At 64.4% G+C, this 15804-nt stretch carries 16 protein-coding genes; 14 read left to right on the plus strand and 2 right to left on the minus strand.

Annotation, left to right across the window (positions count from 1 at the left end; all coding sequences use genetic code 11):
- Positions 1 to 139: 139 nt before the first annotated feature.
- The gene (locus tag CH294_RS15895) at positions 140 to 691 is read left to right on the plus strand and encodes a VOC family protein (protein WP_094738552.1); all 552 of its coding nucleotides are present in this window, start codon (positions 140 to 142) and stop codon (positions 689 to 691) included.
- Here the strand turns inward: CH294_RS15895 and CH294_RS15900 are convergent.
- Both CH294_RS15900 and CH294_RS15905 read right to left on the minus strand, forming a co-directional pair.
- Complete coding sequence (locus tag CH294_RS15900; protein ID WP_094738482.1) at positions 658 to 1056, minus strand: ASCH domain-containing protein; 399 nt, start codon at positions 1054 to 1056, stop codon at positions 658 to 660. The genes CH294_RS15895 and CH294_RS15900 overlap by 34 nt on opposite strands.
- Positions 1057 to 1063: 7 nt before the next feature.
- Entirely contained in the window at positions 1064 to 2131 is a 1068-nt protein-coding gene (locus CH294_RS15905; protein ID WP_094738553.1) for an endonuclease/exonuclease/phosphatase family protein, read from the minus strand.
- Positions 2132 to 2231: 100 nt separating this feature from the next.
- Between CH294_RS15905 and CH294_RS15910 the strand changes: the two genes are divergently transcribed.
- From CH294_RS15910 to rpsG, 13 genes are all read left to right on the plus strand, one after another.
- Positions 2232 to 3029, plus strand: a complete 798-nt coding sequence (locus CH294_RS15910; RefSeq protein WP_094738483.1) for a TIGR03084 family metal-binding protein — start codon at positions 2232 to 2234, stop codon at positions 3027 to 3029.
- A complete protein-coding gene (locus CH294_RS15915) occupies positions 3026 to 4720 on the plus strand; it encodes an acyclic terpene utilization AtuA family protein (protein WP_094738484.1) in 1695 nt (564 codons plus the stop codon). The genes CH294_RS15910 and CH294_RS15915 overlap by 4 nt, the downstream gene beginning before the upstream one ends.
- Positions 4717 to 5865: an acyl-CoA dehydrogenase family protein gene (locus CH294_RS15920; protein WP_094738485.1), complete on the plus strand. Its 1149-nt coding sequence runs from the start codon at positions 4717 to 4719 to the stop codon at positions 5863 to 5865. Before CH294_RS15915 ends, CH294_RS15920 begins: the two co-directional genes overlap by 4 nt.
- Entirely contained in the window at positions 5862 to 7460 is a 1599-nt protein-coding gene (locus CH294_RS15925) for a carboxyl transferase domain-containing protein (protein WP_094738486.1), read from the plus strand. Before CH294_RS15920 ends, CH294_RS15925 begins: the two co-directional genes overlap by 4 nt.
- Before the next feature lie 4 nt (positions 7461 to 7464).
- Positions 7465 to 9438, plus strand: a complete 1974-nt coding sequence (locus CH294_RS15930; protein WP_094738487.1) for a biotin carboxylase N-terminal domain-containing protein — start codon at positions 7465 to 7467, stop codon at positions 9436 to 9438.
- Positions 9435 to 10595, plus strand: a complete 1161-nt coding sequence (locus CH294_RS15935; protein ID WP_094738488.1) for an acyl-CoA dehydrogenase family protein — start codon at positions 9435 to 9437, stop codon at positions 10593 to 10595. Before CH294_RS15930 ends, CH294_RS15935 begins: the two co-directional genes overlap by 4 nt.
- Positions 10595 to 11347: an enoyl-CoA hydratase family protein gene (locus CH294_RS15940; protein ID WP_094738489.1), complete on the plus strand. Its 753-nt coding sequence runs from the start codon at positions 10595 to 10597 to the stop codon at positions 11345 to 11347. The genes CH294_RS15935 and CH294_RS15940 overlap by 1 nt, the downstream gene beginning before the upstream one ends.
- 25 nt (positions 11348 to 11372) lie before the next feature.
- Positions 11373 to 11999 (plus strand): TetR/AcrR family transcriptional regulator, encoded by a 627-nt coding sequence (locus tag CH294_RS15945; protein WP_032380839.1) that lies wholly within the window; start codon positions 11373 to 11375, stop codon positions 11997 to 11999.
- Positions 12000 to 12059: 60 nt separating this feature from the next.
- Complete coding sequence (locus tag CH294_RS15950) at positions 12060 to 13463, plus strand: guanine deaminase (RefSeq protein ID WP_094738554.1); 1404 nt, start codon at positions 12060 to 12062, stop codon at positions 13461 to 13463.
- 89 nt (positions 13464 to 13552) lie between these two features.
- The gene (locus CH294_RS15955) at positions 13553 to 14074 is read left to right on the plus strand and encodes a DUF3558 domain-containing protein (RefSeq protein ID WP_032401979.1); all 522 of its coding nucleotides are present in this window, start codon (positions 13553 to 13555) and stop codon (positions 14072 to 14074) included.
- A complete protein-coding gene (locus CH294_RS15960; RefSeq protein ID WP_037153558.1) occupies positions 14071 to 14598 on the plus strand; it encodes a DUF3558 domain-containing protein in 528 nt (175 codons plus the stop codon). The genes CH294_RS15955 and CH294_RS15960 overlap by 4 nt, the downstream gene beginning before the upstream one ends.
- 293 nt (positions 14599 to 14891) lie before the next feature.
- Positions 14892 to 15266 (plus strand): 30S ribosomal protein S12, encoded by a 375-nt coding sequence (gene rpsL / locus CH294_RS15965; protein WP_008714048.1) that lies wholly within the window; start codon positions 14892 to 14894, stop codon positions 15264 to 15266.
- A 1-nt stretch (position 15267) separates the two neighbouring features.
- The gene (gene rpsG / locus CH294_RS15970; protein ID WP_003941856.1) at positions 15268 to 15738 is read left to right on the plus strand and encodes a 30S ribosomal protein S7; all 471 of its coding nucleotides are present in this window, start codon (positions 15268 to 15270) and stop codon (positions 15736 to 15738) included.
- The last annotated feature ends 66 nt before the right edge of the window (positions 15739 to 15804 follow it).

The raw sequence follows: 15804 nt of genomic DNA on the forward strand, positions 1-15804 counted from the left end.
CGAGAATACCGAGATGTGGGCCGGTCGTCAACCCCAATCATGTTGCAATGATGGAGAATTGGACATCGAGTGTCCATACACCCGCCCACCGACAATACTGTTTGACCCTGACGTGGCGTCAGGCTTCAGGATGGTGAGCATGAACGAGAACTACCCCGCCTTCGAGGTGAGCCCCGTACCGATTCCGGGCCCGGACGCCACCGCGCCCCCACTGTTTCGTGGCCTGTACGGCATGCCCATGTTCGTCACCATCCCCACCGCGGATCTCGCGGAGTCGACCGAATTCTGGATCGATGCCTTGGGTTTCTTCGAGCTCTTCTCGATCCCAGGTCGATTGGTTCACCTGCGCCGCTGGGCGTTCCAAGATGTTCTACTGGTACCCGTGGACCGATCGGCCACTCTGCCCGAGATGACTGTGAGCTTCGCCTGTGTTCTCGACCAGCTCGACGCCGTAGTCGAGGCCTGCACGCAAATCCGACCCGGCTCGGTCACCGGGCCGCATACTCGACCGTGGAATTCCGTCGAGCTCGAGATCCACACTCCGGAGAATGCGCGGGTCATCATGACAGCGGCACGGCCGTATGATCCGGACAGCGCAGAAGCTGCAACCCTTCGAGCAGTAGGCATCGAACCGTCGGAACAAAACGAGCCACGACTTCACACGAGTACGAACCGCTCCAGGACCACCTGAGTGTCGTCGTCGACGCTGAAGTGTGGATCGCCCAGTTCCTCGCGGACCTCGGCCGAGTGCCAGAATCTTTCGTGTCCGGATCGCCACTGCGCCACATCGGCGTAACCCTCACCCTCGTCGAGGGCGTGTTGCAGCGAAACATCTTTCAGTGCAACGACATCGACGGCAATGGTTTCGATGGTTCCGACCACGACTCCCGCCGAATCCACCACCGCACCGCGTTGGCCGACCTTCGGCAATTCTTCGTCGGTGTACTGCACCAGCAGGCTTGCCGTGCTGGTCTTCGCACCGGACAGCACGGCTGCAACCAGCTTGTCCCGAAGGGGACCCGGGTAGGCGAACTCGACAATCGGTAGATCGGTCACGCACCCATCATATTTCGAGGTCGGCCCACACCAGTCGGTGGTCCGAGGGGTGCTCGGCCTGATTGGGCCAGTACACCTGCGAATCGACCACTGTCAGATCGTCCGATGGCAGCACGTAGTCCACCCGAAGGTCGCCCGGCGTCGGGTCGGCGAAATCGGCTGTGTCCGTACCGTGTTCAGCCGAGGTAGGTGCAGGATCCTGGACCCGCGGAAGGTCGAGTACCTGCGCGATGGCACCCGCAACCGAATCTCCGTCGACCGGATCGCTGTTCTGGTCACCCAGCGTGACGAACGACGCTCCTTCTTCGAGTCCGCCGCGCACGCCCTTGTCGTCGTACAGGTAATCCGCGCCCGAGATGTAGTCGGCACTGAGCCGGATCTCGTCGTGATTGCGTTTGCCGTTGCGGTTCTCGGGTCCGTCGAAGGACGGGGGAGTGGGGTGAGAGGCCAGTACGTGCAGCGTCTTGCCGTTCACGTCGATCGGCACGTCCCAATGCGATTTGCTGGACAGCCGCAGAGCGTCGGATACCTCTCCGTAGTAGTCGCGCGGCAGTAGTGAATCCGGCATGTCCTTCCACAGGAAGTTCTGGAACGTGCGTACCGATTCGGTGTCGATCGGATACTTCGAGTACACGACCATGCCGTACTGGCCTGGGAATTGCCCGAAACCCCAGGCATCGCCCGGGCCGCCGAGCGCGCCGTCCATGTCCAGGTCGAGTCCCGAGTCGACGCCGGTGTTCACGGGCGCAGTGAAGGAGTACGGGTACTGCCCGTCCAGATAGTTGTCGTTGAACAGCCTCACCGCATCGTCACCCGAGTAATCGAACTCGTTGACCAACAACACATCCGGTGAGTTCGCGGAGATCACATCGGCCGCCGCGCGGGCCTGAGCATTCTCGCCCTGCAGGTCGGTCACCAACTGCCCGGCTGCCGATCGATTGAGGCTCGCATTGAACGTCGCGACCCGAATGCTCGACGGTCCCTCGGGGGCCGGGTCCGCAGCGGTTGGATTCACAGAGGAGCAACCGGCGGCCATGAAAGCGAGGGTAACGGTGACGGCTGCGAGTCTCGACATTTTCACAGTCGTCACCGTAGGGACGGCAAGCGAACGTAAGGTTACGAATTAACAAGCAAGCGTGCTTGCTTTTTTCTCGTGGCTTTGTGAAGCTGGACCCATGGCAGACCTCGACACACTCGTCGGCGACCTCCGTGCCGAGGGCGACGACCTCGATGCGCTCGTCGCAGAATTGACATCACAGCAGTGGGCGGCACCGACACCGGCCGAGGGCTGGACGATCGCACACCAGATCGCACATCTGTCCTGGACCGACCACGTGGCCGAGCGCACCACGTCCGCGGCATCGGGCGATACCGCGGCCAAGGAGGAGTTCGCTCTCACTCTGAAGACAGCGTGGGAGAACCCCACCGGTTTCGTCGACGAGGCTGCGGAGGAAGAAGCCCGCAATCCCGAACTACTGAGCATCTGGCGTACCCGACGCCACGCCATGACCGATGCTCTGGTCCAGGTGCCGCCCGGAATCAAGATCGACTGGTTCGGACCGCCGATGAGTGCCGCGTCCATGGCGACCGCGCGGCTGATGGAGACCTGGGCCCACGGCCAGGATGTCGCCGACGCACTGGGCGTCTCCCGCCTGCCCACCGACCGAATCCGCGGCGTCGCTCATATCGGTGTGCGTACGAGAGATTTCGCCTACGCGGTCAATGAGCAGACCCCTCCTGCCGATCCGTTCCGCATCGAGCTCACCGCGCCCTCGGGTGAGCTGTGGTCCTGGGGCCCCGAAGACGCCGCCCAACGCGTGAGCGGATCGGCGCTCGACTTCTGCCTCCTCGTGACCCAGCGGGCTCATCGCGACAACCTCGACATCAGTGCCGAGGGACCAGACGCCGCGCACTGGCTCACCATCGCCCAAGCCTTCGCAGGCCCTCCAGGATCGGGACGAGAGAAAGCATGACCGTACGAATCGGCAACTGTTCGGGCTTCTACGGAGACCGCCTGTCGGCCATGCGCGAGATGCTCGAGGGCGGCGAACTCGACTACCTCACCGGTGATTACCTCGCCGAGCTCACGATGCTCATCCTCGGCCGCGACCGGATGAAGGATGCGACCCGTGGCTACGCCAAAACCTTTCTGCGCCAGGCCGAGGACTGCCTGGGACTGGCACTGGACAAAGGTGTCAAGATCGTCGCCAACGCCGGTGGTCTGAATCCACGTGGCTTGGCCGAGGCGCTGGAGAAGCTCGACTCCGGTGCCAAAATCGCGTACGTCGATGGCGACGACCTTCTCGGCAGGGCGGCCGAACTAGGCCTCGGTAATCCGCTGACCGCAAATGCCTACCTCGGCGCGTGGGGCATCGTGGAATGCCTGAACTCCGGTGCCGACGTCGTGGTCACCGGCCGTGTCACCGATGCCAGCGTGATCGTCGGACCTGCGGCAGCCCATTTCGGCTGGGCTGCAACCGATTACGCCGCACTGGCCGGAGCCGTGATCGCCGGGCACGTCATCGAATGCGGAACCCAGGCGACCGGCGGCAACTACTCCTTCTTCACCGAGATCGCAGACATGTCTCGACCAGGCTTCCCCATCGCCGAGATCGAGTCCGACGGGTCGTCCGTCATCACCAAGCACGAGGGCACCGGCGGGGCTGTCAGCGTCGGCACCGTGACCGCTCAGCTGCTGTACGAAATCACCGGCGGCCGCTACGCGAACCCCGACGTCACCGCACGGATCGACTCGGCGATCCTCACGCAGGAATCCAGCGATCGGGTGTCCATCACCGGCGTGACCGGCGAAGCGCCGCCGCCCACCTACAAGGTCTCGCTCAATGCGCTCGGCGGCTTCCGCAACGAATTCACGATGGTGCTCACCGGCCTCGACATCGAGGCCAAAGCGGCACTGGCAGAACGTCAATTCGAGTCCTGGCTCGCGGCCCGTCCCACCGAGTTGGACTGGACCCTGGTACGTACCGACAAGCCGGACGCCGAGACGGAAGAGACGGCCAGCGCCTTGCTGCGCTGCGTGGCCCGCGACAGCAACCCCGACGCCGTCGGACGTCAGTTCTCTGCGGTTGCAGTCGAACTCGCACTGGCCAGCTACCCCGGATTCTCGGTGACCGCACCGCCGGGAAACGGAGCGCCGTACGGAGTGTTCACGGCAGGTTTCGTCGACGCGGCCCAGGTGTCGCACGTTGCGCATCTCGCCGACGGCACCGAAAGCGCCATCGCACCGTCGACGGACACGCGGGCGTTGGAGGCCCTCGATGAACCGACGCTCCCGGCACCGAGAGCCGACGAAGCGACCATCCGGCTACCACTGGGAACCATCGCCGCGGCCCGAAGCGGCGACAAGGGCGGCAATGCCAACGTCGGGGTCTGGGTCCGTACCGATGACGAATTCGCATGGCTCGCCCACGCATTGACGGTCGAGACCCTGAAGAAGATGTTGCCCGAGGCCGAGAAACTCACTGTCACTCGGCATGTGCTGCCGAACCTGCGAGCGGTGAACTTCGTCATCGAGGGCATCCTCGGCCAAGGCGTGGCATCGCAGGCCAGGTTCGATCCACAGGCCAAGGGGCTCGGTGAATGGCTGCGGTCGCGGCACATCGACATCCCCGAAACGATTGCTTACAAAGGAGAACTCGGATGAGCATCTGGACGACGCCCGAGCGTCAGCAGCTTCGCAAGACCGTCCGTAGCTTCGTCGAGCAGGACATTGCGCCGCACATGAATAAGTGGGAGACCGACGGCGAGATCCCGCGCGATCTGCACAAGAAGGCGGCAGCCCTCGGTCTGATCGGTGCCGGCTTTCCCGAGGAGGTCGGCGGGGACGGTGGAGATCTGGCCGACGCGGTCGTGATCTGCGAGGAGATGCATCAGGCCGGTGCGTCCGGCGGGCTTTTCGCATCGCTGTTCACCAGTGGAATCGCGTTGCCCCACTTGGTGGCAGCCGGCGACGCCGACCAGATCGAGAAGTGGGTGCGGCCCACGCTGGCCGGCGAGAAGATCGGATCGCTCGCGATCACCGAGCCGGGCGGTGGTTCCGACGTCGGCCACCTCAGGACGAAGGCTGTGAGGGATGGCGAGCACTACGTCGTCAACGGATCGAAGACGTACATCACCTCGGGGTGCCGAGCCGATTTTGTCGTCACCGCGGTTCGCACCGGTGGCGACGGTGCCGCCGGCGTCTCGCTGCTCGTCATCGAGAAGGGCACACCAGGGTTCGAGGTCACCAGCAAGCTCGACAAGATGGGCTGGCGCGCATCCGATACCGCTGAGCTCTCGTTCGTCGACGCTCGCGTGCCGGTGAGCAACCTGGTCGGTGCCGAGAACAGTGGCTTCGCGCAGATCGCGCAGGCGTTTCTCACCGAGCGCATCGCCCTCGCCGCCCAGGCCTACGCCAGTGCGCAACGGTGCCTCGATCTCACTCTGCAGTGGGTCCGCGATCGAGAGACATTCGGAAAGCCGCTCATCGCACGGCAATCCGTACAGAACACCGTCACCGAGATGGCGCGGAAGATCGATATCGCCCGCGTATACACCCGCTCCCTCGTCGAGCGGTCCATGCAGGAGAACCAGGACTTCATCGCCGAGGTCTGCTTCGCGAAGAACACCGCCGTCGAGTCCGGAGAGTGGGTCGCCAATCAGGCGGTACAACTCTTCGGTGGACTCGGCTACATGCGCGAGAGCGAAGTCGAGCGTCAGTACCGCGACATGCGCATCCTCGGTATCGGCGGCGGGACCACCGAGATTCTCACCGGACTGGCAGCAAAACGATTGGGGTATCAGGCATGAGCGTGCTCAAGTCCACCCTCGACACCGCATCGGAACAGTTCACCGGTGCCACCGAGGCCATGAACACCAAACTCGCCGAGATCGACGCCGAACACGGCAAGGCTCTTCTCGGCGGCGGCGAAAAGTACGTGGCGCGGCACAAGAAGCGCGGCAAGCTACTTGCCCGCGAGCGTATCGAGCTGTTGATCGACGAGGACTCCGCGTTTCTCGAACTCTGCCCACTTGCAGCCTGGGGCAGCGACTTTCCTGTCGGGGCGAGCACCGTCATGGGCATCGGCGTCGTGTGCGGAGTCGAATGCCTCATCGTCGCCAACGATCCGACGGTCCGCGGTGGAGCCAGCAACCCGTGGACTCTCAAGAAGGGGTTCCGCGGTAACGACATAGCGACCCAGAACCGACTGCCCGTGATCTCCTTGGTCGAATCCGGCGGTGCCGATCTGCCGACCCAGAAGGAGGTGTTCATCCCCGGCGGACGCATGTTCCGCGACCTGACTCAGCTGTCGGCGGCGGGCATTCCCACGATCGCGTTGGTGTTCGGTAACTCCACCGCCGGCGGCGCGTACATTCCCGGGATGTCCGATCACGTGGTCATGATCAAGGAACAATCCAAAGTGTTCCTCGCCGGCCCGCCGCTGGTGAAGATGGCCACCGGCGAGGACTCGGACGACGAGTCGCTCGGCGGGGCCGAGATGCACGCCCGAAAGTCCGGTCTCGCAGACTATTTCGCCGTCGACGAACAGGATGCCATCCGTATCGGACGCAGCATCGTCTCCCGGTTGAACTGGAAGAAGAAGGGCCCGGAGCCGCGCGCCGAGACCATCGAGCCGCTGGCCGACCCCGAGGATCTGCTCGGCATCGTCCCCACCGACCTGAAGATCCCGTTCGACCCCCGCGAGGTGATCGCCCGCATCGTCGACGGCTCCGATTTCGACGAGTTCAAGCCCATGTACGGCGGCTCGCTCGTCACCGGATGGGCCGAGCTGCACGGCTATCCCATCGGCATCCTGGCCAATGCACGCGGTGTGCTGTTCAGCGAGGAATCGCAGAAGGCGACGCAGTTCATCCAGCTCGCCAACCGGTCGAACACGCCACTGTTGTTCCTGCACAACACCACTGGTTACATGGTCGGCAAGGAATACGAGGAAGGCGGGATGATCAAGCACGGCTCGATGATGATCAACGCCGTCTCCAACTCGACGGTTCCGCACATCTCGATCCTGCTCGGTGCGTCCTACGGTGCCGGTCACTACGGAATGTGCGGCCGCGCCTTCGACCCGCGATTCCTGTTCGCCTGGCCGTCGAGCAAATCCGCCGTCATGGGCGGCGCGCAACTCGCCGGTGTCATCTCCATCGTCGGACGCGCCGCCGCCGAGGCCCGCGGCCAGGCTTTCGACGCGGAGGCCGATGCCGGAATGCGCGCGATGATCGAGGCGCAGATCGAAGCCGAGTCGCTACCCATGTTCCTCTCCGGACGCCTGTACGACGACGGCGTCATCGACCCTCGTGATACCCGCACGGTAGTGGGAATGTGCCTGTCGGCCATCGCCTCTGCCCCGATCGAAGGCACCGCCAACTTCGGTGTCTTCCGGATGTGAAGCCATGACCGTATCGTCCGTCCTCGTAGCCAACCGCGGCGAGATTGCCCGCCGCGTCTTTACCACCTGCCGCGCCGAAGGCATCGACACCGTCGCGGTGTTCTCCGACGCAGACGCCAATTCCCCGCACGTGCGCGAGGCGGACTCCGCTGTGCGCCTACCCGGCAACAGCTCGTCCGAGACCTATCTTCGTGGTGAGCTCGTCATCGCAGCGGCGGTACAGGCCGGGGCCGACGCTGTGCATCCGGGATACGGATTCCTCTCCGAGAACGCGGAATTCGCCCGACAGGTCCTCGACGCCGGTTTGACGTGGATCGGGCCGCCCGTCAAGGCCATCGAGCTGATGGGCTCGAAGGTCGAGTCCAAGAAGATGATGGCCGACGCCGGAGTGCCGGTACTGACGCAGCTCGATCCCGAGTCCGTCACCGAGAACGAACTCCCGGTGCTGATCAAGGCCTCCGCTGGTGGCGGTGGTCGCGGCATGCGGATCGTGCGCAGCCTCGACACGCTGCAGTCCGAAATCGAAGCTGCGGGGCGAGAAGCGCTGTCGGCGTTCGGTGACGGAACGGTGTTCGTCGAGCGCTACATCGAGACCGGCCGACACATCGAAGTTCAGGTCATGGCCGACCGGTTCGGCACCGTGTGGACAGTGGGCGAGCGTGAATGCTCGATCCAACGTCGTCACCAGAAGGTCGTCGAAGAAGCGCCGTCACCGCTCGTCGAACGCATCGACGGTATGCGCGAGAAACTCTTCGATGCAGCAACACTCGCCACCGAGGCCATCGGCTACGAAGGTGCGGGCACCGTCGAATTCCTCGCCGACGAGAAGGGCAACTTCTTCTTCCTCGAGATGAACACTCGTCTGCAGGTGGAGCACCCGGTCACCGAATGCACGACGGGTCTGGATCTGGTGGCGCTGCAGATCAGGGTGGCGGCGGGGGAGCGGTTGCCCGCCGAGCAGCCGGCGGCGCGCGGACACTCCATCGAAGTTCGCCTGTATGCGGAGGATCCGGCCCAGGACTGGCAGCCGCAGAGCGGTGCCGTACACCGCTTCGAAATCCCTGGCGCGCAGTTCGAGGTTCTCGCGAAGGCTGGAATCAGAGTCGATTCCGGCGTCGAGTCCGGCAGTGTGGTGAGCACGCATTACGACCCGATGCTCGCGAAGGTCATCTCGTTCGCACCGACGCGAGACCAGGCGGCGAATCTGCTGGCCAAAGCGTTGCAGCGAGCCACCATTCACGGACTGAAGACCAACCGAGATCTGCTGGTCAACATCCTGCGGCACCCGTCGTTTCTGGCCGGCGACACCGACACCGCTTTCTTCGATACCCACGGCCTCGATGTGCTGTCGCTACCGATCGCGCAGGGTCGCGGCATGGAGCTGTCGTCGCTCGCCGCAGCGCTCGCGGACGCGGCGCACAACACGGCGCAGGCACGTGTGAACCGTGGACTGCCCGGCGGCTGGCGCAACCTCCGGTCGCAGCCGCAGCGAAAAACCTACGACGACAGAACGGTCGAATACTCGATCGGACGCAGTGGCCTGACTTCCTCGGTGGGCGGTGTCTCGCTGGACGGCGTCGAACTCGTCGAGTACGCACCCACATCGGTGACGCTCGACGACAACGGAATTCGTCGCATCTTCGAGGTGCACAGCTACGGTTCGGACGTGTTCGTCGATTCTGCGCTCGGGCCGGTCCGTCTGGTCCGGGCGCCGCGGTTCACCGACCCCACCGACGAGGTGGCTGCGGGGTCGCTGCTGGCTCCGATGCCGGGCAGCGTCATCAGAATCGCTGCTGCGCAGGGCGATACCGTCATCGCCGGTCAACCGATCCTGTGGCTCGAGGCGATGAAGATGGAACACACAGTGACCGCGCCTGCAGATGGTGTGCTCACCGAATTGAACGTCACAGAAGGTCAGCAAGTCGAAGTCGGTGCTGTTCTTGCCGTGGTCACAGAAAAGGGAGCGGAGCAATCATGAGTTTCATCGAGACCGAAGAGCAGAAGGGGCTGCGCAACGCAGTCTCGTCGCTGGGCAAGCGCTACAACTACATCGACTACGTTCTGCCCAAAGCGCGCAAGGGTGAGCCACTGACCGAACTGTGGAACGAGGCAGGCAAGCTCGGGTTCCTCGGCGTCAATCTGCCCGAGGAATACGGCGGTGGCGGCGCAGGCATCTACGAGCTCGCGCTCGTTCAGGAAGAGCTTGCTGCGCACGGTGCCGGTCTGCTGCTCGTCGTCGTCAGCCCGGCGATCTGCGGCACCATCATCGGCAAGTACGGTACGGCAGATCAGAAGCAGGAGTGGCTCACCGCTCTGGCCGACGGGTCCAAGATCATGGTCTTCGGGATCACCGAGCCCGACGCCGGATCCAACTCGCATCAGATCACCACTACCGCCCGCCGAGATGGCGACGACTGGATTCTCAAGGGCAACAAGATCTATATCTCCGGTGTCGACCAGGCCGATGCGGTCTTGATCGTCGCGCGGACAGAGGATTCCAAGACCGGCAAGCTCAAGCCGGCCCTGTTCATCGTGCCCACCGACGCTCCGGGACTGCAGAAGACGCAGATGGAGATGGACATCGTCGAGCCCGATCACCAGTTCGTGCTGTTCCTCGACGACGTCCGGCTGCCCGCCGAGGCACTCGTCGGTGAGGCCGATGCCGCTCTGATGCAGCTGTTCGCGGGCCTGAACCCCGAACGCATTCTCGGGGCCGCGATGGCCATCGGCATGGGCCGGTACGCCATCGACGCAGCGGTGAAGTATGCCAAGGAGCGCACGGTCTGGAAGACGCCGATCGGTGCGCACCAGGGTCTTTCTCATCCGTTGGCGCAGTGCAAGATCGAGCTCGAGCTCGCCAAGCTGATGATGCAGAAAGCGGCGGTGCTGTACGACTCCGGCGACGATTTCGGAGCGGCCGAGGCTGCGAACATGGCCAAGTACGCTGCCGCCGAGGCCAGCATCAAGGCGCTCGATCAGGCGATCCAGACCCACGGTGGGGCCGGCTTGAGCAGCGAGTACGGATTGGCTGCGATGCTCGGGGCCGCCCGTATCGCCCGTGTGGCTCCGGTGAGCAGGGAGATGATCCTCAACTTCGTGAGCCAGCACTCGCTCGGACTGCCCAGGAGCTACTGATGGCCGTTCTCGTCGAGTCGGGCAAAGACACAGCGTATTTGACGTTGGATTCGCCGCAGAACCGAAACGCGCTGTCGTCAGTGTTGGTCGAGGAGCTGACAGCGGGCCTCATCGCTGCGGCGCACGACGACGACGTCAGAACGATCGTGCTCGGCCACACCGGCACCACGTTCTGTGCCGGAGCCGACCTCCGAGAAGCCGGATCGTCACCGGAGCTGCGCACCCGGCAGATGCTCGACCTGATGCGGTTGATCATCGACACCCCTAAACCCGTCGTCGTGCAGATCGACGGGCATGTGCGCGCAGGTGGAATGGGGCTCGTCGCGGCCTGCGATATTGCGGTCGCCGGACCCCAGAGTTCGTTCGCGCTGACGGAGGTTCGCCTCGGCCTGGCGGCATCGGTCATCTCCGTTGCTGTGCTGCCGCGGCTTTCGTCTCGTGCGGCGAGTCGCTACTTCCTCACCGGGGAGACGTTCGACGGTGCTACCGCCGAGGCGATCGGTCTGGTCACCGTGGCCGACGCCGTTCCCGCGGCAGCGGTGGCGGACTACATGATCATGTTTCGGAAGTGTTCGCCGCAGGGCCTGGCCGAGTCCAAACAGCTCACCACCGCGACGATCCGACGCGAGATCGACGAGCGAGGGACGGCAGTTGCCGAGCAATCGGCCAGGTTGTTTGCATCGGACGAGGCCCGAGAGGGGATGATGTCCTTTCTGGAGAAGAGACCTCCGTCCTGGGCGGTCGAAAAGTAGGTCGAGAAGGAGCAGGGAGATGGTGATGGCGCGCGAACCCAAGCAGGACCGCAGCAGGGTGACGCGCCAGCGACTGCTCGAGGCGACGATCGACTCGCTCGCCGAGCAGGGCTGGGTCGCAACGACGGTCGGTGTCGTCGCCGAGCGCGCCGGGGTCTCGCGCGGTGCGACCCAACACCATTTTCCGACGCGTGAGGACCTCATCACCGGTGCCCTCGAGTACATGTTCGACACTCGTATGGACGACGCGCGGCGCGAAGCACAGGACATTCCGCCGGGGCCGGGGCGGACGAAGCTCGTCGTGGAGCGGCTCGTCGAGTACTACACCGGTCCGATGTTCAAAGCCGCACTGCAGGTGTGGACGGCCGCCTCGGCCGATCCCGAGTTGCGCGATCGAATAGTGCCCCTCGAAGAACGGTTCGGTCGCCGTGCCCACCAGATGGCCGTCGAGAACCTCGGGGTCGACGACAACGACCCCGTGACCCACCGCCTCGTGCAGGCGACGCTCGACCTCGCCCGTGGTCTCGGACTCGCCGATGTCCTCACCGACGACGCGCGTCGACGCGTCGAAATCGTCCGCACGTGGGCCGATGTTCTCGACGCATCGCTGGGCGCGAGGCACTCCGTCGTCGCCGGTTCGGTAGCTGGGTAGAACTCACAGGCTCTGCAGCACCGACGAACCTGTGCTTGAGTCTGGCGGGTGACTTCCGATATCGCACGCGTGCACCGCGGCCACATCTTTCACGTTGCAGGCTCGCCCACCGTGACGGACGCCGCAACCGCGCTGGTGTCGATTCCCGACGGTGCCCTTATCGTCGGCGACGACGGCATCATCGAGTTCTGCGGTGAGTTCGATTCTCTCCCAAGCCGATTCGCAGACGTGGCGGTTGCCGATCATCGACCGGGGTTTCTGCTGCCTGGATTCGTCGACACCCACATTCACTTTCCGCAGACCTACGCCGGCGATTCCTACGGCGGCGGTCAGCTTCTCGAATGGCTGAACACCTGCATCTTCCCGTCCGAGTCTCGCTTTGCCGATCTCGAGTTCGCCGCGGCGGCGGCCAGGGACTTCTGCGCCGCACGCATCCGGGCCGGGACCACGCAGGCGATGGTGTTCGGGTCGGCATTTCCACACGCACAGGATTCGCTGTTCTCCGAGACGCTCGAGCACGGATTGCGCATCGTCAGTGGCCGTGGTGTGCAGACCACCGGCCCGGCTTCGGCGAAGGCGTTGATCACGGGTGAGGACGAGGCCATCCGTCTGGTGTCGGAGGAAATCGAGAAGTGGCACGCCGCCGATACCGGCGCCGTCGACACGGCGATGCTGCACGTGGCCGTCGTACCGAGGTTCTCGCTCTCGGTGACGGCCGAGACGCTGAAGAACCTCGGCGAGCTCTACGACTCGGTGCGCGACCGCGGCGTCTACTTCCACACGCACCTCAACGAGAACAATCGGCCGGGCACGGGAGAGATCGACGCCACCAAGAATGCCTACGGAGTGCACACCTACCTCGACACGTACGACGGCAAGTTTCTGCCGGGCTCACAGGTCGGCGGAAAGAGCTTCCTGGGCAGGCGGACCATCCTGGCGCATGCGGTGCACTGCCAGGACGCCGAACTGGAGCAAATGGCCCAGACCGGTACCTCCATCGCGCACTGTCCTACCTCGCAACAGTTTCTGGGCTCGGGCACGATGCCGTGGAAGCGAACCGTCGCCGCGGGAGTGAACATCGCCATCGGCTCCGACTTCGGCGGCGGTGACGAATGGTTGCTACCGCAGGTGCTGGCCGACGCCTTCAAGGTGCACATCTCCGAGGCCGGGGACGACGGGTTGTCGCTGCACCCGGCGGAACTGCTGTTCACCGGGACTCTCGCCGGGGCGCGCGCCCTGGACATGGAGAACCGGATCGGCAATTTCGACACCGGCAAGGAAGCTGATTTTGTCGTCGTCGATCCGTCCGCGTGGCCGCAGTTGGCTTCAGCGATCGACCACGGTGTTCGCGCCGACGATGCCGAACTGGCCCGAGACCAGACTCTGTTCGCCCTGCTGCTGGCGATGCGCGAGCCTGCCATCGTCGGCGTGTACGTGCAGGGACGCGCTGTGCACGGCACATGACTGGAACGCCCTCCGATTGATAGGTTCAGTGCGGCGTCGAACTGCTGTAAACGTCGAACTGCAGGATCGGACAACACGCGAAGGACCGCATGAAGCGAGTGGCACTGGTGATCACCGCAGTCGCCGCGCTGGTCGCGGGCTGCGGTGGTTCCGATACCGACGCCGCCGATGCCTCGACCGAGGCAGCGACGACGACCACCGGGGCGTACGAGCCCGGTCCGTTCTTCGGTGAATGCGGCTCGATCACCGACGCCGAGGTGCAATCGGCGTTCGGAGCCGGCCCGTTCTCCCAGATCACCCGCAACTCCGTCGGCTGCCAGTGGGAGACCGTGGTCTTCAGTGGTCCGAGCGTCAGCTTCTCCTGGTACCGAGGCAGCCCGATCGGACGTGAACGCGCAGGCTCCGAGCTGATCGGCCGTCCGGCCAAGGACATCGAGATCGACGGCAACCCCGGGTTCGAAGCCGAGCAGGGCTCGCTGTGCGAGATCGGCGTCCAGTTCGGCGACGACTTCTTTCACTGGTCCATCACGTACTCCGACCAACCCGCCGCGCGCCCGCCCTGCGACGTCGGAAACGAGCTCGCACAGCTGACGGTGGAGCGCAAGCAATGACGCGCAGACAAGTGATCGCGGCGGCGTCGACCCTGTTGCTCGTCGCCGGATGCGCCCAGACGGTCGAGGGCACGCCGCGGCCGGCGAGCTTCGCCGGCTCGGGTAGTCAAGAATTCACCAAGTTGTTGACCGAGTGTGATGCCGTCTCCGACGACCAGATCGTGGACGCCACCGGTGCCGAAGACATCGCGCGCGGCTTCTTCGGGGCCATCTGCCGATGGGATCTGATCGGCTCCGCGGGCACGGTGAAGGTGACGTTCAACTGGTTCGAGTCCGGCACCCTCGCTGCCGAGCGGGCCGCCGACGAGAAGATGATGTACACCGTCAGCGACACAACAGTGCAGGGCCGCAAGGCAATACAGGCCCAGCGTCCGAACGATTCCGCGTCGTGCGGTGTCTCGGCCGGTGCAGATCAGGCGGGCATCTTCGGGTGGTGGGTGCAGTATCAGCCGGATGTCGCGCACCCCGATCCCTGCCAGGCCGCGGCGAAGCTGGCCGACCTCACACTCAACCTGAGCAGATAGGTTGCGTACCGGGCGAAGGGTGTTTTGACCCGAGGCCGCGCCGCCGGGTATCGTTATGGGTCGTGTCCGGCCTGGCCGGACCGTTTGTGTGCCTATGCGAGGTACAGCCGTGCGCACGTTCGATCGAAGAGCGCGCAACCGGCTGGACGTGTGGGGGTATGCGACACACCCGACCGCGGGGTGCAAGAGACCCGCGATAGCAGTACTGGAGCAGCAGCAGTACCGGGTGAGGAGCAGTGTTCTCTTGCTCCAACTGCTAGATCCCTGTTTATCGACACGAAGAAAGCCGGTTTATGCCAACGATCAACCAGCTGGTCCGTAAGGGTCGCACCGACAAGGTTGCGAAACTGAAGACCGCTGCCCTCAAGGGCAGTCCACAGCGCCGTGGCGTGTGCACTCGCGTGTACACCACCACCCCCAAGAAGCCGAACTCCGCTCTCCGTAAGGTCGCGCGTGTTCGCCTGACCTCCTCGGTCGAGGTCACCGCATACATCCCCGGTGAGGGTCACAACCTGCAGGAGCACTCGATGGTGCTCGTTCGCGGCGGTCGTGTGAAGGACCTCCCGGGTGTGCGTTACAAGATCATCCGCGGCTCGCTCGACACCCAGGGTGTCAAGAACCGCAAGCAGGCTCGCAGCCGCTACGGAGCCAAGAAGGAGAAGAGCTGATATGCCACGCAAGGGCCCAGCACCCAAGCGGCCGCTGATCAACGACCCGGTCTACGGATCGCCGTTGGTCACGCAGCTCGTCAACAAGATTCTCCTCGACGGCAAGAAGTCGACCGCAGAGCGCATCGTCTACCAGGCGCTCGAGCAGGCTCGCGAGAAGACCGGCACCGACCCCGTCGTCACGCTCAAGCGTGCACTCGACAACGTCAAGCCGGCCCTCGAGGTTCGCAGCCGTCGCGTCGGTGGTGCCACCTACCAGGTGCCCGTCGAGGTTCGTCCCGGCCGCTCCACCACGCTGGCACTTCGCTGGCTGGTCACGTTCTCGCGCGCTCGTCGTGAGAAGACCATGGTCGAGCGTCTGGCGAACGAGTTGCTCGACGCCAGCAACGGCCTCGGTGCCGCTGTGAAGCGTCGCGAGGACACTCACAAGATGGCCGAAGCCAACAAGGCGTTCGCCCACTACCGCTGGTGATCTCCTCGCTCGGGCGGTATTCGGAACTATCCGATACCGCCGGAGCGTTGATCAGCTCAGGCAATA

The sequence above is a fragment of the Rhodococcus sp. 14-2483-1-1 genome, from assembly GCF_002259335.1.
Lineage (GTDB): Bacteria > Actinomycetota > Actinomycetes > Mycobacteriales > Mycobacteriaceae > Rhodococcoides.

What these genes read in the sequence shown, in the direction of transcription:
- CH294_RS15955 (WP_032401979.1), top strand. Translation starts at nt 13,553, where the DNA reads ATGAAGCGAGTGGCACTGGTGATCACCGCAGTCGCCGCGCTGGTCGCG.
- CH294_RS15960 (WP_037153558.1), top strand. Translation starts at nt 14,071, where the DNA reads ATGACGCGCAGACAAGTGATCGCGGCGGCGTCGACCCTGTTGCTCGTC.
- CH294_RS15905 (WP_094738553.1), bottom strand. Translation starts at nt 2,131, where the DNA reads ATGTCGAGACTCGCAGCCGTCACCGTTACCCTCGCTTTCATGGCCGCC.
- rpsL (WP_008714048.1), top strand. Translation starts at nt 14,892, where the DNA reads ATGCCAACGATCAACCAGCTGGTCCGTAAGGGTCGCACCGACAAGGTT.
- CH294_RS15945 (WP_032380839.1), top strand. Translation starts at nt 11,373, where the DNA reads ATGGCGCGCGAACCCAAGCAGGACCGCAGCAGGGTGACGCGCCAGCGA.
- rpsG (WP_003941856.1), top strand. Translation starts at nt 15,268, where the DNA reads ATGCCACGCAAGGGCCCAGCACCCAAGCGGCCGCTGATCAACGACCCG.
- CH294_RS15895 (WP_094738552.1), top strand. Translation starts at nt 140, where the DNA reads ATGAACGAGAACTACCCCGCCTTCGAGGTGAGCCCCGTACCGATTCCG.
- CH294_RS15930 (WP_094738487.1), top strand. Translation starts at nt 7,465, where the DNA reads ATGACCGTATCGTCCGTCCTCGTAGCCAACCGCGGCGAGATTGCCCGC.
- CH294_RS15910 (WP_094738483.1), top strand. Translation starts at nt 2,232, where the DNA reads ATGGCAGACCTCGACACACTCGTCGGCGACCTCCGTGCCGAGGGCGAC.
- CH294_RS15915 (WP_094738484.1), top strand. Translation starts at nt 3,026, where the DNA reads ATGACCGTACGAATCGGCAACTGTTCGGGCTTCTACGGAGACCGCCTG.
- CH294_RS15920 (WP_094738485.1), top strand. Translation starts at nt 4,717, where the DNA reads ATGAGCATCTGGACGACGCCCGAGCGTCAGCAGCTTCGCAAGACCGTC.
- CH294_RS15935 (WP_094738488.1), top strand. Translation starts at nt 9,435, where the DNA reads ATGAGTTTCATCGAGACCGAAGAGCAGAAGGGGCTGCGCAACGCAGTC.
- CH294_RS15925 (WP_094738486.1), top strand. Translation starts at nt 5,862, where the DNA reads ATGAGCGTGCTCAAGTCCACCCTCGACACCGCATCGGAACAGTTCACC.
- CH294_RS15940 (WP_094738489.1), top strand. Translation starts at nt 10,595, where the DNA reads ATGGCCGTTCTCGTCGAGTCGGGCAAAGACACAGCGTATTTGACGTTG.